Origin of the sequence: Rhodococcus sp. OK302 (assembly GCF_002245895.1) — a bacterium.
In the GTDB taxonomy this organism is placed as follows: Bacteria; Actinomycetota; Actinomycetes; order Mycobacteriales; family Mycobacteriaceae; genus Rhodococcus_F.
This window is the reverse complement of the sequence record NZ_NPJZ01000001.1, coordinates 3,824,159-3,850,334: the sequence shown is the minus strand read 5'-3', so window position 1 is coordinate 3,850,334 and position 26,176 is coordinate 3,824,159. Positions and strand designations below refer to the sequence as shown.

Sequence of the window (26,176 nt, the reverse complement as noted above, 5' to 3'; positions counted from 1 at the left end):
AACTCGATACTCCCACCTTGATAACCACTGTGTAGAAACAGATCATAAGGTGCGAACCGACCGGTTACCCTACTATTGCCGGTTTCTTGATAAATACCGAACCTGCCACCGCAAGTAGGGAAATGACGCCACCCCACAAGAATGCGGTGTGGATGCCGGACTGCTGCGCTGCAATATCGGAAGCACCGTCGGCAAGTTGTGAAGCAGCTGTGTTCGACATGATCGTGACGAACAGCGCTGTGCCGGCTGCCCCGGCCAGTTGCTGCCCGGTATTGAAGATCGCGCTGCCGTGCGAATACAACTCGGACGGAACCGACCCCAGCGACGACGTCATCAACGGCGTCATGACCAAGGCGAGACCTGCCATCAGCATCGAATGGATGCCGACAACCACCGGAAGGGCGGTCTCCGTATCGAGGAGCGTCATCAGCCACAATGCGCCACTGACCACAACCACACCGGGGATGACCAACGGGCGCGGACCGACACGGTCGAATACGCGTCCCACGAACGGCGCCAGAACTCCCATGAGCAGACCACCGGGAAGTAGCAACAAACCAGTCTTCAAGGTGTCGAGGCCACGCACATTCTGGAGGTACAAGGGCAACAGGATCAGCGCACCGAACAGTGCCATCATGCTGATCGCCAACATGGCGAGTCCGATGCTGAACGTGGGAGTGAGGAAGGGCCGCAAGTCGAGCAGTGCGCGTCCACTCTCCTGCCGAGAGAGCTGACGCAGAACGAACACGACCAGAGCGACGACGCCGACCACCAGCGGTATCCACACCGGCACACCCGATCCTTCGGCAGAGTGTCCGATGCTGCCGAGTCCGTAGACGATGCCACCGAATGCAAAGACGGACAAGATAACTGACAGGCCGTCGAACGGAGCCGCGCCGGTTGTCGTGAGGTTCTTGACCAACACCGAGCCGATGGCAAACGCGACGAGTCCGATCGGCAATACGATCCAGAACATCCAGCGCCAGTCCAGTGAGCGCAGAATCACACCGGAAAGGGTAGGGCCGACAGCCGGAGCGACGGCAATCACGATGGAGATGACGCCCATCATGGCGCCGCGTTTGTGTACGGGGACAACACGCAGGACTGTGGTCATGAGCAGTGGCAGCATGATGGCGGTACCGCCGGCCTGGACAACACGACCCACCAGAAGCAGTTCGAATCCGGGTGCGATTGCCGCCAGGAACGTGCCGACGCTGAAGAGCGTCATGGCTGCCGCAAAAACTTGCCGGAGTGTGAATCTCTGGAACAGGTAGCCCGTCGTGGGGATGACGACCGCCATGGTCAGCAGAAACCCGGTGGTCAGCCACTGCGCGGTGCTGGCAGTGATGTCGAGATCCACCATCAGACGCGGCAGCGCCACGCCCATGATCGTCTCGTTGAGGATCATGACGAATGCGGCGACCACCAACACGCCGATCAACAATTTGCTGCCGCGGTCAAGATCGTCCGCGTGAACCGCGTCCGATTGAGCTTCTGTCTCTTCAATATGCATGCGCTGCTACGAACTCTCTGAATTTAGTCGACAAACAAATCTATTGATTCAACAATATCGACCATTTCGAGAGTCACCGTCAAACTAATTTCGACGCCGGAACCCGGAGCGGCCCGGGCCGCGACAGACTGATCGCCGCCGCCCGGACATTCGCCTGAGACCTCCATTCCCGGGAACTCCGCGCAGTTGCTCCCGGGAATGGATATCTGTCTCAACTATTTACAGCAGCTCCGAAATCTCCGCGCCGATCTGCTCCGGTGTCACGGTCGACTCGAAGCGGCGGACAACCGCTCCGTCCTGATCTACGAGAAACTTGGTGAAGTTCCACTTCACCTCGTCGGTACCGATCGCTTCGGGGCGAGTCTTGCTGACATGGTCGAAGAGGAATCCGATTTCGGGTCCGAACTCACCCGGCGCTTCGCTGCGGAGGTGCGTGTACAGCGGGTCTGCGTTGTCGCCGTTGACCTCGAGCTTGGCGTGAACGGGGAACGTGACGTTGTAGGTGGTGCTGCAGAATTCCTGGATCTCCGCGTCCTGACCGGGTTCCTGATCACCGAACTGGTTGCACGGGAATCCGATTACTCGGAGACCGCGGTCCTTGTTCTCGCGGTACAAGGCGTCGAGGCCTTCGTACTGCGGTGTGAATCCACACTTGCTCGCCACGTTGACGATCAACAGTAGGTTGCCTTTGTACTGGCTCAGATCCTCGGTGGATCCGTCGGCAGCCTTGACGGCGAAGTTGTGGACAGTCATAAATTCTCCCGGTTATCGAAGTGATTATCTTGCTACCCAAGCTAGTTCATACTTCGCCGGCACTCGTGGTTGGACGCACAAAGTGTCGGGCGCACTCAACTTCCCGCGTCTGTCGATCCATCCTCGGCAAGTACGCGATACAAAGACTTACGAGCTTCGATCAGAACATCGGCGGCGGCCTTGACCTGTGCCGGCGTTCCCACGGCGGCAACTTGACCGGCAGCACCCATGAGTTGTCCGATCAGCTCACGCAAATCCTGTTCCGGCGCACCGACGCTGTCGCGAACGTCGTCCCACGGCGAACCCAGATCGGCTTTGTGTTCCGCGACGTAGGCAACACCGTCTGCGGTGAGCCGGGCGGTTTTTCGGCCGGCGACCTTGTCGATGATGACGAGGCCTTCGTCTTCGAGTTGCGACAGGGCGGGGTAAATCGAGCCGGGACTCGGCTTCCACACGCCGCCACTGCGCTCGACGATCTGCTGGATCAGCTCATACCCGTGCATCGGTTCTTCAGCGATGAGAAGGAGGACTGCCGCCCGGACGTCACCACGTCGACCCCGACCACCGCGGCCACGTCCTCGACCCAGATGCGCACCCGGCCCGAAACCCGGCCCACCAGCTCCGAAATGGCCCCGACCACGTCCGTGTCCGCGCTCGCCGTCTGGAAAATGTCTATCCATGTCCGACCTCCATCACTATCGTTGATAGTTCGACGATATATCGCCATCCGAGGCGGTGCAATTCTCTCTACAGAGCACCATGACCTATCGAACGGTCGCAATTCCCGCCAGGATGAGGTCGATCCCCGCGAGAAATTGTTCGCGGTCGTCATGCTCGCGCAACTGGGTCGCCGCACTACTCAGGAACGGATACTCCGCCGCGTCGAGTTGTTCCCATCGCGCGGCGACGGTTCCGAGGAAGGCCGTTCGATCCGTCTCGCGCGCAAGAAGTCTGGCTCCCGCGGCATACTGCCCGGCGAGGCCGAGGACGTAGTTCACGAGCGCGGACGCGCAATCGAACCGCGCATCTTCCGGAACGCCGAGCGCTTGAAGTTGCCCGCCGACGCTTTCGAATATCTGCAGCACCGCCCACTGCCAGGGCTCACGTGAGAGTTGAGTGCCCACCCAAGGGTGTGCATCGATCGCGTCGAACAGTCCGAGGGAAATTGCTCGAATCGCTTCCCGGGGCGCCAGCCCCTCGATCGTCTCGATCACAACGCGAGCAATGACATCGTTGGTCGTCGCGGCTAGCAGTTCGTTCTTGTTGGCGACGTGCCAATAGATCGCCCCACTCCCCGTTGAGAGGTGGGCCGAGAGAGCCCTGAATGTGAGCGCCTTCTCCCCCTCGGCGTCAAGGATCTCAATCGCAGCTTCGACGATTCGTTCCTTCGAGAGTGCGTCCGTACGCCGTTCGCTCCGCTGTGACTCGGTGTCCATGCGCTCCATCTTGACAGATCTGGAACGCCGTTCCAAGATGGTCAATGGAACACCGTTCCAATCGTCTCGAAAGGAAACTCTATGACAACACCAGTCACGATCATCGGCGGCGGCCTCGGCGGCCTCACCCTCGCACGCGTCCTCCACGTCCACGGCATCCCCGCGACAATCTACGAGGCGGAGCCCTCTGCGGAAGCCCGCACCCAGGGCGGCCAACTCGATATCCACGAGCACAACGGACAACTGGCACTCGAAGCTGCCGATCTCACCGACGAATTCCGCGCGATCATTCACGAGGACGGCGCGGCTTCGCGCATACTCGACCAGCACGGCACGATGCTGCTCGACGAACCCGACGACGGCACGGGCGCGCGACCCGAGGTGCTCCGTGGAGACCTACGTCGGATCCTGCTCGACTCATTGCCCGACGAGACGATCCAGTGGGGACACAAAGTCACGGGCGCCAGTCCCCTCGGCGACGGACGACACGAGCTGACCTTCGCCGACGGATCGACCGTATCGACCAGCATTCTTGTCGGTGCCGACGGCGCGTGGTCGAAGATCCGCCCGCTGCTCTCCGGCGCCAAGCCCGACTACGTCGGCACCGTATTCATCGAGACCTATCTGCACGACGCGGATGAGCGGCACGCCGCGACGGCCAAAGCTGTCGGCGACGGTGCAATGTACGCACTCACTCCCGGAAAAGGCATCACCGCGCACCGCGAAGCAGGCGGCATCGTTCACACCTACGTCCAACTGAACCGCTCCGCCGAGTGGATCGCCGGAATCAACTTCACCGACGCCGCCGCGGCACGTACTCGAATTGCGGCCGAGTTCGACGGGTGGGCACCAGAACTCATCGCGCTTATCGCCGATGCCGACACCCCACCGGTTCCCCGCGCGATCTACGCGCTTCCGGACAACCATCGCTGGGATCGAATTCCCGGCGTGACACTCCTCGGTGATGCGGCGCACCTGATGGCGCCGTCCGGCGAGGGCGCGAACTTGGCGATGTTCGACGGCGCTGAACTGGGGAAAGCGATTGCCGCACATCCCAACGACATCGAGGTGGCACTCGCCGCCTATGAACAGGCGTTGTTCCCGCGCAGCGCGTCGGAAGCCGAAGACGCACACGTCATCCTGGATCTCTGCCTCGGTGACCGAGCACCATTCTCACTCGTCGACTTCTTCACCGGCGCCCTCGACGAGTGAGCTCTGGCAATCAACCGATTCGACGCGGATCGATCTGTATCCGCACCGGACCCGAGGACTTCCGCGCACTCCGAGCTGCACGTGCGTGAGCGAGCGCATCAGCCAACGCACGCCCGTCCTTACGCGGTACCCGAATCAGCATCCGCTCCGGCGCCACTCCGGCTTCATCTTCGCCCGAGTACGGAAGCCGCTCCCCCGCCGGCAATTCCACCGGACCGAGAAGTACAGCGCTGCTCGGCAATTCCGCCGACGCCACCAACTCCGCAATCGCTGCGCTGCCACCGTCAATGGCCGCCAGGTGTACAGCCGGCGGAAACCCGACCTCTTCACGTTCGTCGAACTGATTGCGGGCGTGACCGATCGGATCCCAGCGCACCAACGCCTGAACCGTCGGGATTCCCGAATCCGCGACCACCACCACTTCGCCGCCTTCGGACAGCGGAATCACCAAGGCCGCGGCCGACATCCACCGCCTCAGCGTCTCTTCTTCGGCTCGCAGATCAGCGCGGCCGAGCAACGCCCAGCCGTCGAGCAACAGAGCCGCGCCATAACCTCCAGTCATCACCGGTTCTGCGCCGACGGTCGAAACCACCAAAGCGGGACCTTGGGGAACTTCCTTGACCACATCGCCGCCACCGGACAACACAACCTTCACTCCGGGGAACGCCCGGCCGAGTTCCTCGGCGGTACGACCTGCGCCAACGACAACCGCCCGCAACGCCTTCGCACCACAGGCATGACACCGGTACGCCGCATCGGCGACGCCGCACCACCGGCACTCGGGAATTCCGGCACCGTCCGGACCGGCAGCGGACGGTAATGCCAAGGGCCCGTTGCATCGTCGGCAGCGCGCCGGTGCCCGACATTTCCCGCATGCAAGCGTCGGCACGTAACCGCGACGCGGCACCTGAACCAACACGCCGTGGCCTTCGCGCAATGCGCGTCGTGCCGCGGCAAAAGCAATGGCCGGCAAGCGTGCCGCCCGGGCACCGGGATCGCGGGCCAAGGCCTGATCGCTATCTGCCAACGCGGTGATCTTGGGCGAGCAATGCCGGACGACGTCGCGGGCTGCCACCAAATCATGAGCCCAACCGGAATCGACGAGCGCCTGGGATTCCGCGGTCCGTGAAAAACCGCCGATCACCACGGCACATCCAGCGACATGGCCTCGCAAAACTGCGGATTCGCGGGCATGCGGATAGGGCGAGCGCGGCTCCGCCAAGTTGTCGTCGCCGTCGTCCCACACCACTACGAGTCCAGTGTCGGGCGTCGGCGCAAAAACGGAACTTCGAGTGCCGACCACGATGCGCGCACTTCCGCGGAGCGCCGCCAACCACCGTCGATAGCGCATGGCCGGGCCCAAGCCTGCTGACAGTCCCACTACCGCTTCAGCGCCGGACACGGCCTCACAGGCCGCAAGCACCCGATCGATATCGCGCTGATCGGGGACAACGATGACAGCGCTCTTCCCTACGGCTGCAACAGATCCCGCGAGTTCGGCGAGACGCATCGGCCAGTCTTCGCCAGGTAATGCCTGCCACACCGCACGCGGAGCGCGAAATTCACGGACGGCGGTGACAAACGCTTCGCCGTGTTGATAGAGGTGCCAGCCTCGTTCGTCCAGGGTGGGCGCCGCGATGTCACCGCACGGCTCCCAGGGCTCAGCTTCAACTTTTGCATGGCGAGGGGGCACGGCCAATCGCAGGACATCGGCACGCGTCCCGGCATAACGCTCGGCGACACGATCGACCAACTGCGCTATCTCGGCGGTGAGTACGCGCTCGGCGGAGATGACACGCTCGAGCCAGCCGAACTTGCCCTGATGGTCGCTGGTCGCCTCACGGGAAACAATGAAGCCGTCGACCAGACGACCAGCAAAGCGGATGCGCACCCGTACACCGGGTTGCGCATCCGCTTCGAGTTCACGGGGAACGAGATAGTCGAACTCCCGATCGAGGTGAGCGAGGGGAAGCATCGGTAGAACCCGGGCAACCGGATCAACCTCTGCCGCTACTCTTTCCGCGCCCACCCCGCTATGTCCACCCCGCTATATCACTGAGCAATCAGAGACCGGCTGCGCTACGCAGCTTGTCTGCACGATCCGTGCTCTCCCACGGGAGATCGATATCGGTGCGACCGAAGTGGCCGTACGCAGCGGTCTTCGCGTAGATCGGACGCAGCAGATCGAGATCGCGAATGATCGCTCCCGGACGCAGGTCGAAGACCTCGGTGATGGCCTGCTGAATGCGAGCCGGATCGGTCTTCTCGGTGCCGAACGTCTCGACGAACAGACCAACCGGAGCGGCCTTGCCGATAGCGTAGGCGACCTGAACTTCGATGCGGTCGGCGAGGCCGGCAGCAACTGCGTTCTTGGCAACCCAGCGCATGGCGTAGGCGGCACTTCGATCCACCTTGGACGGGTCCTTGCCGGAGAATGCGCCGCCGCCGTGGCGAGCCATTCCGCCGTAGGTGTCGACGATGATCTTGCGGCCGGTCAGACCGGCGTCACCCATCGGTCCACCGAGGACGAACTTGCCGGTCGGGTTGACCAGCAGGCGCACGTCGGTGGTGTCCAGGTTCGCGAGGTTCACGTCGGCGAGAACCGAGTTGAGTACCTTCTCGCGAAGATCTGGGGTCAGCAGATTGTCGAGATCGATGTCGGCAGCGTGCTGCGTCGAGATGACGACGGTGTCGAGGCGAACCGGCTTGTCACCGTCGTATTCGATGGTGACCTGGGTCTTGCCGTCGGGACGCAGGTACGGCAGGATGCCGGTCTTGCGAACCTCGGTGAGGCGACGGGCCAATCGATGCGCCATCGCGATGGGGAGCGGCATCAGTTCCGGAGTATCGGTGGTGGCGTAACCGAACATCAGGCCCTGATCGCCGGCGCCCTGACGATCGATCTCGTCGTCGAGCGTTCCGTCGACACGAGCCTCGTGCGAATGGTCAACGCCCTGAGCGATTTCCGGGGACTGCGCACCGATCGCGACGTTGACACCGCAGGAGTTGCCGTCGAATCCCTTGGCCGAGCTGTCGTAACCGATCTCGAGGACCGTATCGCGGACAATCTTGGGAATGTCGGCGTAGGCGGTGGTCGTGACCTCGCCGGCGACGTGCACCTGGCCGGTGGTGACCAGAGTTTCCACGGCGACGCGAGCACGCGGATCCTGCGTCAGGATCGCGTCGAGAATGGAGTCGCTGATCGCGTCACAGATCTTGTCCGGGTGCCCCTCGGTCACGGACTCGCTGGTGAATAGCCGACTGCCGGACTTGCTCACAGATCTCCCTCTCGACGCCTGAGTTCTTTTGACTACAGCTTATGGAAATATTCGGACCACCGTCGGTGGCCGTTTTGCCGTACTTATGTATAACTGCGCCGACCATAGTCGCCGCACAATCAACGCAACACCCTTATGCTCACCCGAATTGGGTGTGATAGGTCTCACGCTTAAGGGAACAACGTCACCAATGCGTCCAGAACTCGGCTGGCCATCAAAGCCTTGGAACCATGTTCGAGGGCTGATTCGGATCCATCCGAACCCAGAAGCCAACCATCGTTGTGGTCGACCTCGAAAGCCTTGCCCTCACCCACCGCGTTGACCACGAGGAGATCGCAGCCCTTGCGAGCAAGCTTGGAACGGGCGTAATCCAGGACATCGCCATGAGCGTCACCGGTCTCCGCAGCAAATCCGACGATGACGGTGTGCTCATCGAGATCACCGGCGCGACGAGATTCGACGAGTCCGGCCAGGATATCCACGTTTCGAGTCAGGCTGATCGAGTCGGGCTCGTTAGCGCCCTTCTTGATTTTGCTGCCTTCGACCGTGGTGGGCCGGAAATCGGCGACCGCCGCAGCCATGATGATGCCGTCATGCCCCGGGGCATGCTTCTCGACGGCCAATCGAAGATCTTCGGCAGTCTTGACGTGAACCACATCGACTGCTGCGGGATCCGCGAGATCCGACGTGTATCCCGCAATCAGAGTGACCTTCGCTCCGCGCTGAGCAGCCAGACGCGCGAGGGCATATCCCTGCTTGCCGGAACTGCGGTTGCCGAGGAAACGAACGGGATCGAGGGGCTCACGGGTACCACCGGCAGTGACGAGCACCCGACGACCTTCGAGATCACGAGGCAATGCGTCGACGCGCTCGAGGAGCAACGACGCAAGTCCGACGATCTCTTCGGGTTCGGGCAGACGGCCGGCACCGGTGTCTTTTCCGGTCAAGCGTCCGGACGCCGGTTCGATGACGTGAACTCCGCGCGAACGGAGCGTCGCCACATTGGACACCGTTGCGGGGTGTTCCCACATTTCGGTGTGCATCGCCGGAGCGAAGACAACGGGGCAACGAGCCGTCAGCAGAGTGGCGGTCAGCAAGTCGTCGGCACGGCCCATGACGGCACGCGCCATCAAATCGGCTGTTGCCGGCGCGATGACCACAAGATCCGCCTCTTGACCGAGACGGACATGCGGCACCTGCGGCACATCGGCAAAAACGCCGGTATGCACCGGATTGCCGGAGAGCGCCTCGAAAGTGGCTCGTCCGACAAATTCCAGTGCTGACTCGGTGGGAATCACGCGGACGTGATGACCACTCTCGGTGAAGCTACGGATGATCGCGCATGTTTTGTACGCCGCGATGCCACCACCGACACCGACAACGATGCGCTTACGCGCCGAACCGGGGGTTTCCGCTGCTCCCCCGGTGCCCGAAACAGATTCGGGAGCGGCCGACGACGTGCTCACTCGCCTTCGGTGTGCTCGAGCAGATCAGCGTGGATTTCGCGCAGCGCGATGGACAGCGGCTTTTCCTGCAGACCCGGCTCGACGAGGGGGCCGACGTATTCGAGGATGCCGTCACCGAGCTGGTTGTAGTAATCGTTGATCTGGCGAGCACGCTTGGCCGAGTAGATGACCAGGGCGTACTTCGAGGAGGTGCGTTCGAGCAACTCGTCGATCGGCGGGTTGGTGATGCCGAGCGGAGTGTCGTAGGCAGGCAGAGCGCCCTGGCTTGCGGCGGACGCGGCTGAAGTGCTGCTCACTCTTGTGTCTCCTGAATTAGATCGTGCAATGAAGGCCTACATGAATCGACTGTATGCATCGAAATGGATGAAAATCAGTTCCCGACCAACAAGGATACCAACTCATCGCAAGCACGGCTTACATCTTCGTTCACGATGACCGTGTCGAACTCGTCCTGGGCTGCCAATTCCACTCGCGCGGTCTCGAGCCGCCTCGCGACAACGTCTTCGGTTTCGGTGCCACGGCCGGTCAGCCGCTGGACGAGAACGTCCCAACTCGGCGGAGCCATGAACACCAGGAGTGCTTCGGGTTTTGCCTTGCGAACCGCACGGGCTCCGGCCAGATCGACCTCGACCAACACGGGCCGTCCTGCTTCGAGAGCTTCTTCGACGGGTGCCGCTGGGGTGCCTGATCGCTGTAGTCCGCCGTGAATGTCAGCCCATTCGAGGAGTTCACCGGAATCGATCATCCGTTGAAACTCGTCTCGAGTGGTGAAGCGGTAGTCCTTACCGTCCACCTCGCCGGGGCGAGGATCGCGGGTCGTTGCCGACACGCTGAACATCAGCTCGGGCAACCGAGTTCTGAGTTCGCGGACCACGCTCGACTTGCCGACAGCCGAGGGGCCGGCTAGTACAACCAGCCGACCCCTCCGCACTGCAGTCTTGCTCTCTGACACAGCCTCAGCACTCATAAGAAACTGTTTTTGCAGCACTCATCATTACTGTTGCGCCAGTTTTCATCACGGTTCGACTCAGACCTCGAAGTCGAACTTGGTGAGGAGAGCCCGACGCTGACGATCACCGAGGCCGCGGATGCGACGGGTCGGAGCGATCTCCAGCTCGGTCATGATTTCCTGAGCCTTGACCTTGCCCACCTTCGGCAGAGCCTCGAGCAGAGCCGAAACCTTCATCTTGCCCAAGATTTCGTTGTCTTCGGCATCCTTGAGGACCTCTTTGAGGTCGGTGCCGCCGCGCTTCAAGCGCTCCTTGAGCTCAGCCCTGGCCTTGCGGGCAGCTGCTGCCTTCATTAAAGCAGCAGCGCGCTGCTCATCCGTCAACTGGGGAAGGGCCACGGTTCCTCCGTCTCATCGTGTGCAAATTTGTCTATTCCGCTGGATAACCAGCAGCGATAGCGACCGTACTCACGCCTGGCGCGAATTGCTAACCCGCCCCCCGCGGTCCGGTGCAGATCACGGTGGGTTATGCGTGTTGAATCAAGTCCGAGAATCGACGCCTTCGACGGCGCGATCGCGGCCGAAACAAAACGGCACTTACGTAGGTACGATTGCGAAAGCTACTGTAGCACAACAGATTTCAAGTTCGAGACAGTGCACCGCTCCGAACTACTTGGAACCTCGATCATCAGTTCGACAAACGTGCTTGTCGACACAGTCAAAGTTTTCGGTGCAATTCGGCGCGTATGCGCGTGTCGCGGCCGATTTTCAGGCCGGAAGCGAAGATTTCGGGTCGTCGACGCCGGATTCTGCATCGGCTTTTTGTGTCGAACCCGGTACGGCCAGGGCCACAACGACTACCAGTACCGCCCAAAGCAAAGAATTCTCCAACACAAATCCCAGAATCGGGATGTTCAGATCGGCGCCCACGCGTGGCAATCGGAAAAGCACTACGACGGCGGTGAGCGCTGCCGCCACCGCAGACCACGCGGGAATCCCCCGTCGTCCGACCACTGGTGTCAGCAGCACACCCACGGCCGGCACCAACCACACGAAGTGGTGGGTCCACGCGATAGGAGTGACCACCGCAGCAAGCAGTGCAACGACGGTGAAGGCTGCCAGATCCCCCCGTAAGCGCGCAGCGCGCCGGGTAGCGAGAATCCCCAGTACGGCCAACACTGCGCAGGCAGCCAGCCATACAGGCCCCACCAGGGCATCCGGGAGTTCACGCAACGCCATTCCGCGAAGAGATTGGTTCCCGAAGACCGCCGGGTCCCCCACCGCGACCTTGCCCGACAGTGAAGCGATGTCGCCGAAGTAGTCGATGGTCTGGCGCGGCAGTACCGCGAAGCCCAACAAGGTTGCGCCGGCAAAACCGGCCAGTCCGCCGCCGAGCGCCTTCCACTTTCCGGTAATCAGGTAGTAACCGAGATACACGATCGGCACGAGCTTGATGGCACCGGCAATGCCGACCAGGACGCCTTCAGGCAACCACTTGGGCCGCGCGAGTACGTCGATCAGACACAGCATCGTCAAAAACAACCCGACCTGCCCGTATCCGAGATGATCCGAAATCGGGGACGCCACCGTCCACAGGATCAGGAACCCTGCGTACACCGCGAGGGGCGCTTACGGGTGAGCGGAACGCCGCGATAACTCAACACGATGATGACAGCCAGCATCAGGAGGCTGACAAAAGTCCACTCCCATTGCACGAACCCCCACGTTCCGATCGCAATCGGAACTGCAACGAGCGCTGCGAACGGTGGGTAGGTGAACGGAAGCCGGGCATTGAACGTGGAGTCGTACAGACTCGAACCGTCCAGAACTGCCTGCCCGGCCGTCCGATACACCGCGAGATCGTCGCCGTGTACTCCGGTCACTGCTTGAAATACCGTGGCCAGCACGGCGCACAGCACAACAAGCATCGCGACCATCCACCAACGACGCTCAGCCCACCAACGACGCTTCGACGCCCCACCCGATCCGTTCACCGCCGGACGGTACCACCGGGGTGTGACAGCGTTCGAAACGTCGTTATCACTCACGGATCAGTTCGCCAATGCTGCTTCGATCTCGTCCCGATCACGCATGGCCGCCTCACGCAGAGCCGTCACCGACGGGCCGTGCTTGAGGATGCCACGCGAAGAGTTGGGCAGAAGCAGTTCCGTGGAACCGGCGAATATCTCCGCCAGGTCCGCGGCCGTCGCGCCCTGTGCGCCCAGTCCGGGAGCCAGGATCGGACCACTGAAGTTGCTCAGGTCCAGTCCGTGATCGCGGGTGGCACCCACCACCAGTCCGACGGTGTCGTGGCCGTCGGCATTTGCGGCGATTGCGTCGTCAACTATCGACTGGGCAACGGACACACCGTCGGCCGAAGACTGCTGCAGTCCCCCGCCCTCGGGGTTGGAGGTGCGTGCGAGGACGAAGATTCCGCGCGCATTCTCGCGAGCCAGCTCCAAGGCCGGAGCCAAGGCTCCGAAACCGAGGTAAGGCGACACCGTCACCGAATCCGAGGTCAACGGCGATTCTCCGAGCCAGGCCTGCGCGTACGCATCCATGGTGGAACCGATGTCGCCGCGCTTGGCATCCGCGACAACCAGTGTTCCGGCGTCGCGCAGCACCGAGATGGTGCGCTCGAGGACCGCAAAACCTTCGCTGCCGTACGCCTCGAAGAACGCGACCTGAGGCTTCACGATGGCAACTTCGCCGGTGAATGCCTCGACGCAGATCTCGGCAAAAGTTTCGAGACCCTCAGCCGAGCGGGGCAGGCCCCACGCGTCGAGTAGCGCCGGGTGTGGGTCGATGCCCACACACAGCCGCCCCCGGTGCGCGATTGCGGACCGGAGACGGTGACCCCAGCTGTGTGTCACGACTGGGTGGACGGTTGACGCAGACCGGCGTGCAGTTCCTGCAAGGAATGAACGCCGATGTCGCCGCGGATTGCGGCTTCGATGCCCTGAACGGCAGCCGAAGCACCCTGCACAGTGGTGATGCACGGGATGTTCGACGCGACTGCGGCGCTGCGGATCTCGTAGCCGTCGACGCGCGGGCCGGAGTTGCCGTACGGCGTGTTGATCACCATGGCGACCTCGCCGCTCTTGATCTGATCGACGATGGTGACAGCACCCTCAGGAACCTCTTCACCGGACTGCTTGTACACGTTCTTGCACTCGATACCGTTGCGACGCAATACATCTGCGGTGCCTTCGGTTGCAAGGATCGTGAAGCCGAGGTCGGCGAGACGCTTGACCGGGAAGATCAGCGAACGCTTGTCCTTGTTGGCGACCGAGACGAACACGGCGCCTTCGGTGGGCAGCGAACCGTAAGCAGCGGTCTGCGACTTGGCAAATGCGGTGCCGAAGTCGAAGTCGATACCCATGACCTCGCCGGTGGACTTCATTTCCGGGCTCAGCAGGGTGTCGACGCCGGTTCCGTCGGCGCGACGGAACCGGTTGAACGGGAGAACTGCTTCCTTGACCGCGATGGGTGCACCGGCGGGAGTGTTTCCGCCGTCGCCCACGGCAGGCAGGATGCCGCTGGCACGCAGGTCCGCAATGGACTCACCGAGCATGACGCGAGCACAGGCCTTGGCCAACTGAACGGCCGTCGCCTTGGAGACGAACGGGACGGTGCGGCTGGCACGCGGGTTCGCTTCGAGGACGTAGAGAATGTCGTCCTTGAGTGCGTACTGCACGTTGAGCAGGCCCTTGACGCCGATTCCCTTGGCAAGTGCCTCGGTGGAGCGTCGGACGTTCTCGAGGTCTGCGCGGCCCAGGGTGATGGGAGGCAGTGCGCACGCGGAGTCACCGGAGTGAATTCCGGCTTCCTCGATGTGCTCCATGACGCCGCCCAGGTACACCTCGGTGCCGTCGCACAATGCGTCGACGTCGATCTCGACTGCGTCTTCGAGGAAACGGTCGACCAGCACGGGGCGGTCGTCCGAGATCTCGGTGGCGCGCGAGATGTAGTTGGCGAGGGAAGGCTCGTCGTAGACGATCTCCATGCCGCGTCCACCGAGCACGTACGACGGACGAACGAGGACCGGGTAGCCGATTCCGGCAGCGATCTCACGGGCGCCGTCGAACGTGGTGGCAGTACCGAACTTGGGTGCCGGCAGACCGGCTTCGTTCAGCACGCGACCGAATTCGCCACGGTCCTCGGCCAAATCGATTGCGGCCGGGCTGGTTCCGACGATCGGAACGCCGGCAGCTTCGAGACGCTTGGCCAGGCCGAGCGGGGTCTGGCCACCGAGCTGGACGATGACGCCGGCAACGGTGCCGGACTGAGCTTCTGCGCGGTAGACCTCGAACACGTCCTCGAACGTGAGCGGCTCGAAGTACAGGCGGTCAGCGGTGTCGTAGTCGGTGGAGACGGTCTCGGGGTTGCAGTTGACCATGACGGTCTCGTAGCCGGCCTCGGACAGCGTCTGCGCTGCGTGGACACAGGAGTAGTCGAACTCGATGCCCTGGCCGATGCGGTTGGGACCCGATCCGAGGATCAGGACCTTGGGACGCTCGGTCTGCGGCGCAACCTCGGACTCGGCGTTGGGATCCAGCTCGTACGTCGAGTAGTGGTACGGCGTCTTGGCTTCGAACTCTGCGGCGCAAGTGTCGACGGTCTTGTAGACCGGGTGCACACCGAGCTCGTCGCGGAGAGCGCGAACTGCATCTTCACCGGCGTGAGTGTCGCCGCCCAATTCGGGGCGCAGAGCAGCGATCTGGCGATCGGAGAGGCCGTGGTACTTGGCCTGACGCAGCGCAGCCTCGTCGAACGACTCGGTAGCGCGGATCTTGTTGCCGAGCTCGTGGATCTGCAGGAACTGGTCGAGGAACCACGGATCGATCTTGGTGGCGTCGAAAAGCTGCTCGACGGTGGCGCCCATCGCGAAAGCCTTCTCGATGCCGTACATGCGGCCGTCCTGCGGAACGCTCAGGTCGGCGAGCAGAGCTTCGAGGCTCTCAGCCTCTACCTCGAGGCCGGTCCAGTAGCCCGCACGCTTGGTCTCGAGCGACCGCATGACCTTGCCGAAGGCCTCGGTGAAGTTGCGGCCGATGCTCATGGCCTCGCCCACCGACTTCATCGTGGTGGTCAGGGTGCCGTCGGCGCCGGGGAACTTCTCGAAAGCGAACCGCGGAGCCTTGACGACGACGTAGTCGAGCGTCGGCTCGAAGCAGGCCGGGGTCTCGCCGGTGATGTCGTTGATAATTTCGTCGAGCGTGTACCCGATGGCCAGCTTGGCGGCCATCTTCGCGATCGGGTAACCGGTCGCCTTCGACGCCAGAGCCGACGAGCGGGACACGCGCGGGTTCATCTCGATGACAACCAGGCGGCCGTCGGCGGGGTCCATCGCGAACTGGATGTTGCAGCCGCCGGTGTCGACGCCCACCTCACGCAGGATGTCGATGGAGAGGTCGCGCATGTCCTGGTACTCGCGGTCGGTCAGGGTCATCGCGGGTGCGACGGTGACCGAGTCGCCGGTGTGGACACCGACCGGGTCGACGTTCTCGATGGAGCAGACGATCACGACGTTGTCGCGACTGTCACGCATGAGCTCGAGCTCGTATTCCTTCCAACCGAGGATGGATTCCTCGATGAGGACGTTGGCCGTCGGCGACGCAGCGAGACCGCCACCGGCAATCCGGTTGAGGTCGTCGACGTTGTACGCCATGCCGGAGCCGAGGCCACCCATGGTGAAGGACGGGCGAACTACGACCGGGTAGCCCAGTTCGGCAACCGTGGCGTGTACTTCGTCCATCGTGTAGCAAACAGCAGACTTCGCGGATTCGCCGCCGACCTTGGCAACGATGTCCTTGAACTTCTGGCGATCCTCGCCGCGCTGGATGGCGTCGAAATCGGCGCCGATCAGCTCGACGTCGTACTTTTCGAGGATGCCCTGCTCATGCAGTGCCACTGCGGCATTGAGAGCGGTCTGGCCACCGAGCGTCGCGAGGACGGCATCGATCTTGTGGCCCTGCAAGGCTTCCTTGGCGATGACCTTCTCGAGGAACTCGGCCGTGATCGGCTCGACGTAGGTAGCGTCGGCGAACTCGGGGTCCGTCATGATCGTCGCCGGGTTGGAGTTGACCAGGCTGACGCGCAGGCCTTCCTCTTGCAGGACGCGGCAGGCTTGGGTGCCCGAGTAGTCGAACTCGCAGGCCTGACCGATGACGATCGGACCGGAGCCGATTACCAGGATGTGCTTGAGATCTGTACGGCGTGGCATTAGTTCTTGACTCCGGTTTCTTTCCGTGCGGAGAGCAGGCTGGTGAAGCGGTCGAAGAGGTACGCGGCGTCGTGCGGGCCGGCGGCAGCTTCGGGGTGGTACTGAACCGAGAAGGCTGAATCGTCGAGCAGGCGAACGCCTTCGACGGCTCCGTCGTTGGCGCAGGTGTGGCTGACCACGGCCCGGCCGAACGGTGTGTCGAATTCTTGGCCGGCTTCACCTTCGAGCGCGAAGCCGTGGTTCTGAGCGGTGATCGCGATGCGACCCGTCTGATGCTCGATGACCGGGACGTTGATGCCGCGGTGGCCGAACTTCATCTTGTACGTGCTCATCCCGAGCGCACGGCCCAGGATCTGGTTGCCGAAGCAGATACCGAACAGCGGCAAGCCCTGTCCGATGACCTCTTTGGTGAGGTGAACAGCACCGTCGGCGGTGGCCGGGTCACCCGGACCGTTGGAGAGGAACACTCCGTCGGCCTTGAGGTCGAGGATCTGCTCGAGCGTCGCGTTGGACGGCAAGACGTGAACGCGGATACCGCGCTCGGCGAACATGCGCGGGGTGTTGGTCTTGATGCCGAGGTCGATGGCGGCGACGGTGTACAGAGCCTCACCGCCCTTGGGCTCGACGATGTAGCCGCTGGTGGTGCTGACCTCACTGGCGAGATCGGCACCGAGCATGGTCGGCTGATCCTTGACCCGCTCGACCAGAACCTCGTCGGCTGCAAGTGCGTCACCGGAGAAGATTCCGGCCTTCATGGAACCGCGGGTGCGCAGGTGGCGGACCAGCGCGCGGGTGTCGATGCCGGCGATGCCGACAATCGACTGCTCTTCGAGCTTGGCCTGCAGCGAACCCGTCGCGCGCCAGCTCGAGGTGACCCGCGATGGGTCGCGGACTACGTAGCCGGCAACCCAGATCTTGGCTCCGGCGGAATCACCGGTGGGTCCGACGGACTCGTCGTCTTCGTCGTTCCAGCCGGTGTTGCCGATCTGGGGAGCGGTGGAGACCACGATCTGGCGGTGGTAGCTGGGATCGGTGAGCGTTTCCTGGTAGCCGGTCATGCCGGTGCTGAACACCGCTTCGCCCAGGGTCTGGCCAACCGCGCCGAAGGTGGTTCCGCGGAACACCCGTCCGTCTTCGAGGACCAGTACTGCGGGGCTGTTGTCAAAGCCGCTCATGCGTTCTTTCCGTTCTGCTCGATCTCGCCAGAGCTTGCGTCTTCGTTGTTGTTCGTCTTGTTCGAGACATCTAAGGGCTTGACCCAGTCGGGGTAGACCAACTTGTCGTCGCCGCGCACACCCGTGTCGATCTCGGTGCCGCTCGGCAACTCCCAGCGGATGACCAGGACGCCGTCCTTGCTCATGACCTTGCCGGCGAGACCGTTCTCGGTGCGGATCGCGCGGATCGACTTCTGGGGAATCCAGATGGCCGACGCACCGGTGCGCTCCAGCAAGATTCCGCCGGAGTAACGGCTGATCTCGCAGGTGGACCGGAACCCGAGGTCGCCGACGGCGATGCGGTCCTGCCAACTGGGCGCGATGGTGCTGCCGACGTACAGGCCCGTGGTGGGCAGGACGAGCAATTCACCCAAAGTTGCCGGTACCGTGGGCAACTCGCCGATCGAGTCTTTCTGACGTCGGGCACGGCCGCGCCACCCGATGAACATGAGGCCGATCATGGCGACCCAGAAGATCACCAGTCCTACGACCCACAGAACTCTTTCCATCTCCATGACGCCTACTCCTCGTTCCGCAGCCGTGCATTTCCGTCATGTGCGGTAATGCGCCCACGTAACAGTGTGGTCGTGACCCGAGCGGGCAATGTCATCGACTCGTACGGAGTGTTATTCGCGACACTCGCCAGGTCCGGGCCGTGCACTGTCCACTCGGCCGAAGGATCGACCAGCGTCAGGTTGGCCGGCTCCCCCACCGCGATGGGACGGCCCTGATCGTCGAGTCCGACGATCGATGCGGGACGCTCACTCATGACGCGGGCAACGCCGCGCCAATCGAGCAGGCCCGGCTGAACCATCGTTTGCACGATGATCGAGAGTGCGGTTTCGAGGCCGAGCATGCCCGGGCGGGCAGCGGCGAACTCGCAGCACTTGTCCTGCTCGGCATGCGGAGCGTGGTCGGTGGCGACGCAGTCGATGATGCCCTCGGCCAGACCCTTACGCAGGGCAGCGACATCGCTGGCCTCACGCAACGGCGGATTGACCTTGTTGATGGCGTCGTACGTCTCGAGACGCGAATCGTCGAGCAGCAGGTGGTGCGGCGTGACCTCGGCAGTGATCGAGATGCCCTGACTGCGGGCCCACTTCACGAGTTCGACGGTTCCCGCTGTGGATGCGTGGCAGATGTGAACCCGAGCGCCGGCGTCACGAGCAAGAAGCGCGTCACGGGCGACAATGGATTCTTCAGCCGCGCGAGGCCAGCCGGCCAGGCCCAACCGAGCAGCGGTCGGGCCCTCGTGCGCTACTGCGCCGACGGTCAACCGAGGCTCTTCGGCGTGCTGAGCGATCAGAACACCGAGTGAGCTGGAGTATTCGAGCGCGCGACGCATGATCAACGGATCGTCGACGCAGTGGCCGTCGTCGGAGAACATCTTGACCTTGCCGATACCGGCGGCCATGGTCGCCATTTCGGCGAGTTGCTTGCCCTTCAAACCGACCGTGACAGCGCCGACGGGGTGAACGTCGACGAGGCCGACTTCCTGTCCGCGTCGCCAGACGTGATCGGTGATGACTACCGAATCGGCAACCGGACTGGTGTTGGCCATCGCGAAGACGGCGGTGTAACCGCCGAGAGCGGCTGCAGCGGAACCGGTTTCGATGGTTTCGGTGTCTTCACGGCCAGGCTCTCGCAAGTGCGTGTGCAGGTCGACGAAGCCGGGAAGAAGAATCTGCCCGCTGCCGTCGATCACCTCGGATGCAGTGGCCGGATCCAGGTTTGCGCCGATCTCGAGGATGGTGCCGTTGCCGACCAGTACGTCGACGGCATCCCCTTCTCCGTAGATCAAAACATCCTTGAGCAGGACACTCACGGGTGATTCTCCGTTCTGATTCGTGGTCACAGCGCACCGTCCTCGGAACCGACCAGAAGCCGGAACAAGACAGCCATGCGCATATGAACGCCGTTGGTAACCTGTTGCAGTACAGCAGCTTTGGACGAATCTGCGACAGCGGAAGCAATTTCCATACCGCGCAGCATGGGGCCGGGGTGCAGGACCACCGCGTGATCGGCCAGCATTCCCAGTCGCTTCTCGGACAGGCCGTAGTTGATCGAGTACTCACGCTGCGACGGGAAGAATCCACCGTTCATGCGCTCGGCCTGAACACGCAGCATCAGCACGGCGTCGAGGCCGGGCAGTTCGGCGTCCAGCGAATGCGAGACCGTGACCGGCCACGTGTGTACACCGACCGGCAGCAGTGTCGGCGGCGCAACCAGGACAACCTCGGCGCCGAGCATCGAGAGCAGGAGCGCGTTGGAGCGGGCGACGCGGCTGTGCAGGATGTCGCCGACAATCGCGATGCGCTTGCCCTCGATATCGCCGAGACGCTGACGCAAGGTCAACGCGTCGAGCAAAGCCTGCGTCGGGTGTTCGTGCGTTCCGTCGCCGGCATTGATGATCGCCGGGCCGCCGTCTTCGGCCTCGCCGGTCCACTTCGCGATCTGATGAGCTGCGCCGGACGCGGGGTGACGCACGATGAGGGCGTCGGCGCCCGCGGCGCGCAGCGTCATAGCCGTATCGCGCAGCGATTCACCCTTGGACACCGAAGAGCTGGACGCGCTGACGTTGATGACGTCGGCGCTCATCCACTTACCGGCCACCTCGAAGGAGACGCGGGTGCGGGTGGAGTTCTCGAAGAACACCGTCATGATCGTGCGGCCACGCAGCGTCGGAAGCTTACGAACTTCACGTCCGAGAAGTGCCTGCTCGAAGCGCTCGGCTTCGTCGAGAAGTTCTAGCGCGGATTCACGATTGAGGTCCGCGATGGAGAGGAGGTGCTTCACGCGCTCTTACCTCCGGAAATGATGACTGCATCCCGGCCGTCGTGCTCCTGGAGCAAAACCTTGACGTCCTCGGACCTCGCGGTCGGGACGTTCTTGCCGACGTAATCGGCACGCAACGGGAGTTCACGGTGACCGCGGTCAACCAGAACAGCGAGCTGCACAGCGCGGGGACGACCCAGATCGCGCAGCGCATCGAGAGCGGAGCGGACGGTACGTCCCGAGAAGAGGACGTCGTCGACCAGAACGACCAGAGCGTTGTCCACTCCACCGTCGGGAACGGATGTCCGCTCGAGTGGGCGATGAGGCTTGGTGCGGAGGTCGTCGCGGTACAGCGTGATGTCGAGAGATCCGATGGGAGTGCGCACACCGGAAAATTCTTCGATCTTGTCGCGAAGACGTGTCGCGAGAATGGTGCCGCGAGTCGGGATGCCGATCAGGACGACGCGAGGCGCAGTTCCCTCGGGTCCGTCGAGTGCGGTTTTCTCGATAATTTCGTGAGCGATACGCGCGACGGTCCGGCCCACATCTTGGGCGGACAACAATTCACGGACTTCTGCATCACGAGCTTCTGCAGCGCTATCTGGACCTGCAAGATCGGATGGGCGAGACCCTTCGGGCACGCTCATACAGCGACCTCCTTCTCCGCCTCACTGGACGGATCGTTAAAGGATGTCTGACGGTCCCCACCCTATCAGCCGACAGACCTGATCCCGCCGTGCGAACGCGTCCTCAGACGGGTTGTGTTCAGACACACAACTTTGCTCGCACGGCGGGTGGTGGAACTGAAAACTACTCGGTTTCCGAATCAGTTTCCTGAGCGCGCTGGGACGTCGCGGCAGCAGCCGAACGAACCTGCGGCGCCACGAGAACGACCTGGCCGAGGATGCCGTTGACAAACCCCGGTGAATCGTCCGTGGACAGCTGCTTCGCCAATTCGACGGCCTCGTCGACGGCCACAACCGGCGGAACGTCCGTCGCATGGAAAAGCTCCCACACGGCGATACGCAGGATCGCGCGGTCCACTGCCGGCAGACGCTGGAGCGTCCACTCCTGCAGGTGCGAGGAGATGACCTGATCGATTCGATCCAGGTTTTCTGCAACACCGGACACCAAGGTGACCGTGTACTGAGCAACCGGAGCCACCGAATCGTCCTTGACTGACAGGTCGGAACGCTCAGATGTCAGTGCAACCGGATCGAGGTCACGTGCTTCGGCTTCGAAGAGGAAGTCGACGGCACGCTTCCGCGCCTTGTGCCGCGCACCGAGTTTCTTATGTGTGCCGGACACTTTAGGAATTCACACGCCCGAGGTAGTTGCCGTCACGCGAATCGACCTTGAGCTTGTCACCGGTGTTGATGAACAGCGGAACGCTGATCTCGGCGCCGGTCTCGAGGGTCGCCGGCTTGGTGCCGCCGGTGGAACGATCGCCCTGCAGGCCCGGATCGGTGTGCTGAACAACAAGCTCGACCGTGACCGGGAGCTCGACGAAGAGGGGAACCTCTTCGTGGGTCGCAACCTGGACGAGCATGTTCTCGAGGAGGAAACGCGACTGGTCGCCGACGACTGCTTCGCTGACCGGAACCTGGTCGAAGGTGTCGCCGTCCATGAAGATGTAATCGCTACCGTCGTGGTAGAGGTAGGTCATGCTACGACGGTCGACCGTGGCGGTCTCGACCTTCACACCGGCGTTGAAGGTCTTGTCCACTACCTTGCCCGAGAGAACATTCTTGAGCTTGGTGCGAACGAAAGCGGGGCCCTTGCCAGGCTTGACGTGCTGGAACTCGATGATCGTCCACAGCTGGCCTTCGATCTGCAGAACCAGACCATTCTTGAAATCACTGGTGGAAGCCACTTGCTTCGCGTCTCCTAGAGGGGGTCGGGAACCGTCTTAGACGACGGTAAGGTCTTTTGCGGTCAGTGTGAGCAGCTCTGGCCCCTGCTCACGAACAACGAGCGTGTCCTCGATCCGTACGCCTCCGCGCCCGGAGAAATACACGCCCGGCTCGACGGTCACCGCCGCGCCGGAAAGAAGTGTACCGGTGCCGAGCTTGCCGATTCCCGGTGCTTCATGGATTTCCAGCCCCACGCCGTGTCCGAGGCCGTGCAGAAACAACTCGCCGTACCCGGCATCGTCGATCACTGCGCGCGCTGCGGCGTCTACCGCTGCACATTCTGCGCCGGGGATCAGTGCCGCGCGGCCGGCTGCCTGAGACTGTGCGACGAGCTCGTACACGTCCCGTTGCCAATCGGAAACAGTCTCCAAAACGTATGTTCGTGTCATGTCCGAGTGGTAGCCACCGATCTGTGCACCGAAGTCCAGTTTCACGAAGTCTCCCGACGCCAACACTGCTCCGGTCGGCCGGTGATGCGGAATCGCCGAGTTTGCGCCGGCCGCCACGATGGTCTCGAAGGAGATGCCGTCGGCGCCGTTGTCGAACATGAGGTTTTCCAGTTCCCGGCCCACTTCGCGTTCGGTTCGCCCCGGTCGCAGTCCGCCGCGAGCGATCAACTGCGCCAACGCATCATCGGCAGCGGTACACGCGGCGCGAAGCAAGTCGATCTCGTGTTCGTCCTTGACCATCCGCAACTTTTCGACGAGTCCGCTCACCGGTTCAAACCGGGTGGACGGGGCGGCCTCCGTCCAGGATCGGTGTTCCGCGAATGTTGCAATGTGAGCCTCGAAGGCCAACACTTCGCCTGAGAACGTCGAAATCAGATGGTTGGCACTCGAACGGTTTATTTCGGCCCGAAGATCCGGCACCTGCTCCGCCACCTGAGTGACATAGCGGCCGTCGGTGCAGATGACCGTCGCCTTCTCGTCAACTGCCGAATCCGCGGCGCTCACCAGCAGTGCGGCATTGGAACCGGTGAATCCCGTCAGGTATCGGATGTTGATGAGATCTGTGACGAGAATCGCGTCGAGTTCCCGCGCGATCAAGAGTTCGCGAAGCGCTTGACGACGGGACCGGTGATCAGCTGACATGACTCGAACCTACCGTTCGCGGCGGCGGGTTCCCCACCCCGCAACACGCGGTAACAGCAATAGTTGTGGGTTAGACCACATAATGGAATCTGTTCTAGTTAGGCTGTAGGTATGAACGCGTGGTTGGTACGTGGCCTCGGCATGGCCCTGATACATGTTGTCTTTCGTGCATTGCTCGGTGCGGCTATCTCGCAGTGGCCACTTCAGGGGTCCACCCTGCGATGGCTGTCGCTGCTGATCGTCATCGTCGCGGCGGCAATTTGGGGCGGAATCGACGGCATTCGTGATCGCCGTCAGTTCCCGGAAGCCGAGGACGGCGCAGACCTCACGATGCTGTGGCTCAAGGCAGCACTGGTCGGTGGATTTGTCGCCGGTGCCGCAAGTTGGGTCCTCAGCCTCGTCCCGGCCCTCGAACTGACCCAGCAGGGCTTGTTCTTCGAAATCACGTCCGGCGCGGCCTTCACCATCCTGCTCATCTTCGTGCCCGCGATGATCGCCGTCACGCTCGGCCGATTCATCACCAGCCGCGAACAGCGCAAGAACGGCACCGCCCCCCAGACGCCGTCACATGAGCGTCACCACGAGCAGGTTCCGGTGAGCGAGGGTTACGACTCCCCTACCGGCCAGCATGCTTACAGCGGCGGCGCGGCAATGTCCGTCGAAGAGTCCGATGCCGACACGACGGTCTTTCCTCCCATCGATTTGGGCAAGCAGTAACTTTCAGAACCACCAAAGGAGGCCCCGGAGAATTCTCCGGGGCCTCCTTTGTGCATCTGTGTCTTAGCCTCGTTCGGCGAGGAACCTGATCGCCAGGGGGTATCCGGCGACACCCATTCCGACGATGACACCTGTCGCTATCGGGCTGAGGAACGAATGATGCCGAAATTCTTCGCGTGCATGGACGTTCGAGATATGAACCTCAACCAGGCCAGCGGTGATTTCCGCACACGCATCACGGAGCACTACCGACGTGTGAGTCAGTCCGCCGGCATTGAGAATCACCGGTTCACCCGCATCTGCCGCGTCGTGAATCCAGCCGATCAACTCGCCTTCGTGATTGCTCTGACGAACAACTACCTCGACGCCCAATTCCTTGCCGGCCGCGACACACAGTTCGACAAGATCGTCGTGCGTCGTCGAGCCGTAGACCTCGGGCTGACGCTTACCGAGACGGCCGAGGTTGGGTCCGTTGATCACGTTGATTCTCATCGGCGAGATTGTCACAGTCGAACCGTACCGCCGGACGACCGCGGAGGACGGGCAATTGCCGAGTACGCCGCGACCAGCAGCGACGGATCAGGGCCTTCGAGGCGGCCGGGCTTGCCCAAACCGTCGAGAACAACAAACCTGAGCAGTCCGGCGCGGTTCTTCTTGTCGGTCTGCATTCCGGCGAGCAACTGTGAGAAGGCATCGTCGTCGTACGACGTCGGGAGCCCCACCAATTCGAGGATCGACTTGTGACGGTCAGCCGTCGCATCGTCGAGGCGACCGGCCAGGCGACCAAGCTCGGCAGCGAACACCAGGCCTACCGCTACGGCGGCGCCGTGACGCCACTTGTACTGCTCACGACGCTCGATCGCGTGCGCCAGCGTGTGTCCGTAGTTGAGGATTTCGCGCAGATCCGACTCGCGAAGGTCCGCGGCCACAACCTTTGCCTTCACCTCGACGGCACGCCGAATCAGTTCGGGCAGAACAGTTCCCGCCGGATCCAGCGCAGCCTTGGGGTCGGCCTCGATCAAGTCCAGGATGACCGGATCCTGAATGAAGCCGGTCTTGATGACCTCGGCCAAACCGGCAACGATCTCGTTGTGCGGCACCGTCTCCAGCGTCGCGAGGTCGATGAACACAGCGCTCGGCTCGTGGAACGAGCCGACCAGGTTCTTACCGGCTTCGGTGTTGATGCCCGTCTTGCCGCCCACCGCTGCGTCGACCATTGCCAGCAGTGTCGTCGGGACGTGAACAACCTTCACGCCGCGCATCCAGGTTGCCGCAACAAAACCGGTGAGGTCTGTTGCCGCTCCCCCGCCCAGGCTCATGATCGCGTCGCTGCGCGTCAGGCCGATGCGGCCCAGCACGTCCCAGCAGAAGCCGGCCACAGCCAGATCCTTGCCGTCCTCGGCGTCCGGGATCTCGATGCGATGGGCGTCAATCCCCTTCTCCGTCAACGCGTCACAGACAGCCTTTGCCGTCTCCGCGAGAGGCGGCTGATGGAAGATCGCGACGGTCCGCGTGCCTTCGAACTCGGCCACGATATCGCCGAGCAGACCGCGCCCGATCACGACCGAGTAAGGATGTGCGGTCTTCACCTCTACAACTACGGGTTCGGTCACTGCTCCACTGCTCCGCTCCG

The 26,176-nt window shown here is 62.6% G+C and carries 26 protein-coding genes; 2 read left to right on the top strand and 24 right to left on the bottom strand.

Annotated elements, in window-relative coordinates; translation table 11 throughout:
• Nucleotides 1-64: 64 nt before the first annotated feature.
• The 4 genes from BDB13_RS17670 to BDB13_RS17655 all read right to left on the bottom strand — a co-directional run bounded on the left by BDB13_RS17670 (nucleotide 65) and on the right by BDB13_RS17655 (nucleotide 3,711).
• Nucleotides 65-1,513 carry a DHA2 family efflux MFS transporter permease subunit gene (locus BDB13_RS17670; RefSeq protein WP_094272782.1) on the bottom strand — a complete coding sequence of 483 codons (1,449 nt, stop codon included), beginning with the start codon at nucleotides 1,511-1,513 and terminating at the stop codon, nucleotides 65-67.
• Between the two features lie 219 nt (nucleotides 1,514-1,732).
• The gene (locus BDB13_RS17665) at nucleotides 1,733-2,266 is read right to left on the bottom strand and encodes a glutathione peroxidase (RefSeq protein ID WP_094272781.1); all 534 of its coding nucleotides are present in this window, start codon (nucleotides 2,264-2,266) and stop codon (nucleotides 1,733-1,735) included.
• Nucleotides 2,267-2,361: 95 nt separating this feature from the next.
• Nucleotides 2,362-2,946, bottom strand: coding sequence for a PadR family transcriptional regulator (locus BDB13_RS17660; RefSeq protein ID WP_094272780.1), 585 nt, complete (start codon nucleotides 2,944-2,946; stop codon nucleotides 2,362-2,364).
• An 84-nt stretch (nucleotides 2,947-3,030) separates the two neighbouring features.
• Nucleotides 3,031-3,711 (bottom strand): TetR/AcrR family transcriptional regulator, encoded by a 681-nt coding sequence (locus tag BDB13_RS17655; RefSeq protein WP_094272779.1) that lies wholly within the window; start codon nucleotides 3,709-3,711, stop codon nucleotides 3,031-3,033.
• A gap of 72 nt (nucleotides 3,712-3,783) precedes the next feature.
• Here BDB13_RS17655 and BDB13_RS17650 point away from each other — a divergent pair, with 72 nt between their 5' ends.
• The gene (locus BDB13_RS17650; protein WP_094272778.1) at nucleotides 3,784-4,914 is read left to right on the top strand and encodes an FAD-dependent oxidoreductase; all 1,131 of its coding nucleotides are present in this window, start codon (nucleotides 3,784-3,786) and stop codon (nucleotides 4,912-4,914) included.
• Between the two features lie 10 nt (nucleotides 4,915-4,924).
• Here the strand turns inward: BDB13_RS17650 and BDB13_RS17645 are convergent, their stop codons facing one another.
• The 18 genes from BDB13_RS17645 to BDB13_RS17565 form a co-directional block, all read right to left on the bottom strand.
• The gene (locus BDB13_RS17645; protein WP_094272777.1) at nucleotides 4,925-6,943 is read right to left on the bottom strand and encodes a primosomal protein N'; all 2,019 of its coding nucleotides are present in this window, start codon (nucleotides 6,941-6,943) and stop codon (nucleotides 4,925-4,927) included.
• Between the two features lie 34 nt (nucleotides 6,944-6,977).
• The gene (metK, locus tag BDB13_RS17640; protein WP_094272776.1) at nucleotides 6,978-8,192 is read right to left on the bottom strand and encodes a methionine adenosyltransferase; all 1,215 of its coding nucleotides are present in this window, start codon (nucleotides 8,190-8,192) and stop codon (nucleotides 6,978-6,980) included.
• Nucleotides 8,193-8,362: 170 nt separating this feature from the next.
• Nucleotides 8,363-9,658 (bottom strand): bifunctional phosphopantothenoylcysteine decarboxylase/phosphopantothenate--cysteine ligase CoaBC, encoded by a 1,296-nt coding sequence (gene coaBC, locus BDB13_RS17635; RefSeq protein WP_094272775.1) that lies wholly within the window; start codon nucleotides 9,656-9,658, stop codon nucleotides 8,363-8,365.
• A complete protein-coding gene (rpoZ, locus tag BDB13_RS17630; RefSeq protein ID WP_033232151.1) occupies nucleotides 9,655-9,954 on the bottom strand; it encodes a DNA-directed RNA polymerase subunit omega in 300 nt (99 codons plus the stop codon). Before rpoZ ends, coaBC begins: the two co-directional genes overlap by 4 nt.
• A gap of 74 nt (nucleotides 9,955-10,028) precedes the next feature.
• A complete protein-coding gene (gene gmk / locus BDB13_RS17625) occupies nucleotides 10,029-10,625 on the bottom strand; it encodes a guanylate kinase (protein WP_094274990.1) in 597 nt (198 codons plus the stop codon).
• A gap of 60 nt (nucleotides 10,626-10,685) precedes the next feature.
• Entirely contained in the window at nucleotides 10,686-11,006 is a 321-nt protein-coding gene (gene mihF, locus BDB13_RS17620) for an integration host factor, actinobacterial type (RefSeq protein ID WP_094272774.1), read from the bottom strand.
• A gap of 369 nt (nucleotides 11,007-11,375) precedes the next feature.
• Nucleotides 11,376-12,194, bottom strand: coding sequence for a glycosyltransferase 87 family protein (locus BDB13_RS32995; protein WP_254922856.1), 819 nt, complete (start codon nucleotides 12,192-12,194; stop codon nucleotides 11,376-11,378).
• Between the two features lie 11 nt (nucleotides 12,195-12,205).
• Nucleotides 12,206-12,601 carry a glycosyltransferase 87 family protein gene (locus BDB13_RS32990; RefSeq protein ID WP_254922855.1) on the bottom strand — a complete coding sequence of 132 codons (396 nt, stop codon included), beginning with the start codon at nucleotides 12,599-12,601 and terminating at the stop codon, nucleotides 12,206-12,208.
• A gap of 57 nt (nucleotides 12,602-12,658) precedes the next feature.
• The gene (gene pyrF / locus BDB13_RS17610) at nucleotides 12,659-13,480 is read right to left on the bottom strand and encodes an orotidine-5'-phosphate decarboxylase (protein ID WP_094272773.1); all 822 of its coding nucleotides are present in this window, start codon (nucleotides 13,478-13,480) and stop codon (nucleotides 12,659-12,661) included.
• Nucleotides 13,477-16,833 carry a carbamoyl-phosphate synthase large subunit gene (gene carB / locus BDB13_RS17605; RefSeq protein ID WP_094272772.1) on the bottom strand — a complete coding sequence of 1,119 codons (3,357 nt, stop codon included), beginning with the start codon at nucleotides 16,831-16,833 and terminating at the stop codon, nucleotides 13,477-13,479. The genes pyrF and carB overlap by 4 nt, the downstream gene beginning before the upstream one ends.
• The gene (gene carA / locus BDB13_RS17600; protein ID WP_094272771.1) at nucleotides 16,833-18,008 is read right to left on the bottom strand and encodes a glutamine-hydrolyzing carbamoyl-phosphate synthase small subunit; all 1,176 of its coding nucleotides are present in this window, start codon (nucleotides 18,006-18,008) and stop codon (nucleotides 16,833-16,835) included. The genes carB and carA overlap by 1 nt, the downstream gene beginning before the upstream one ends.
• Nucleotides 18,005-18,556, bottom strand: a complete 552-nt coding sequence (locus BDB13_RS17595; RefSeq protein ID WP_094274989.1) for a PH-like domain-containing protein — start codon at nucleotides 18,554-18,556, stop codon at nucleotides 18,005-18,007. Before BDB13_RS17595 ends, carA begins: the two co-directional genes overlap by 4 nt.
• 11 nt (nucleotides 18,557-18,567) lie before the next feature.
• A complete protein-coding gene (locus BDB13_RS17590) occupies nucleotides 18,568-19,902 on the bottom strand; it encodes a dihydroorotase (protein ID WP_094272770.1) in 1,335 nt (444 codons plus the stop codon).
• Nucleotides 19,899-20,843 (bottom strand): aspartate carbamoyltransferase catalytic subunit, encoded by a 945-nt coding sequence (locus BDB13_RS17585; RefSeq protein WP_094272769.1) that lies wholly within the window; start codon nucleotides 20,841-20,843, stop codon nucleotides 19,899-19,901. Before BDB13_RS17585 ends, BDB13_RS17590 begins: the two co-directional genes overlap by 4 nt.
• A complete protein-coding gene (gene pyrR, locus BDB13_RS17580; RefSeq protein WP_094272768.1) occupies nucleotides 20,840-21,469 on the bottom strand; it encodes a bifunctional pyr operon transcriptional regulator/uracil phosphoribosyltransferase PyrR in 630 nt (209 codons plus the stop codon). The genes BDB13_RS17585 and pyrR overlap by 4 nt, the downstream gene beginning before the upstream one ends.
• 163 nt (nucleotides 21,470-21,632) lie before the next feature.
• Nucleotides 21,633-22,130: a transcription antitermination factor NusB gene (gene nusB / locus BDB13_RS17575; protein WP_094272767.1), complete on the bottom strand. Its 498-nt coding sequence runs from the start codon at nucleotides 22,128-22,130 to the stop codon at nucleotides 21,633-21,635.
• Nucleotide 22,131: 1 nt separating this feature from the next.
• Nucleotides 22,132-22,695 carry an elongation factor P gene (efp, locus tag BDB13_RS17570; protein WP_094272766.1) on the bottom strand — a complete coding sequence of 188 codons (564 nt, stop codon included), beginning with the start codon at nucleotides 22,693-22,695 and terminating at the stop codon, nucleotides 22,132-22,134.
• A 36-nt stretch (nucleotides 22,696-22,731) separates the two neighbouring features.
• Nucleotides 22,732-23,826: a M24 family metallopeptidase gene (locus tag BDB13_RS17565; RefSeq protein ID WP_094272765.1), complete on the bottom strand. Its 1,095-nt coding sequence runs from the start codon at nucleotides 23,824-23,826 to the stop codon at nucleotides 22,732-22,734.
• A 111-nt stretch (nucleotides 23,827-23,937) separates the two neighbouring features.
• Here BDB13_RS17565 and BDB13_RS17560 point away from each other — a divergent pair, with 111 nt between their 5' ends.
• Nucleotides 23,938-24,543 (top strand): B-4DMT family transporter, encoded by a 606-nt coding sequence (locus BDB13_RS17560; RefSeq protein WP_094272764.1) that lies wholly within the window; start codon nucleotides 23,938-23,940, stop codon nucleotides 24,541-24,543.
• 63 nt (nucleotides 24,544-24,606) lie between these two features.
• On the opposite strand, the gene aroQ is transcribed toward BDB13_RS17560, so the two are convergent.
• A complete protein-coding gene (aroQ, locus tag BDB13_RS17555) occupies nucleotides 24,607-25,035 on the bottom strand; it encodes a type II 3-dehydroquinate dehydratase (protein ID WP_094274988.1) in 429 nt (142 codons plus the stop codon).
• Between the two features lie 11 nt (nucleotides 25,036-25,046).
• Nucleotides 25,047-26,156 (bottom strand): 3-dehydroquinate synthase, encoded by a 1,110-nt coding sequence (gene aroB, locus BDB13_RS17550; protein WP_094272763.1) that lies wholly within the window; start codon nucleotides 26,154-26,156, stop codon nucleotides 25,047-25,049.
• Nucleotides 26,157-26,176 lie beyond the last annotated feature (20 nt).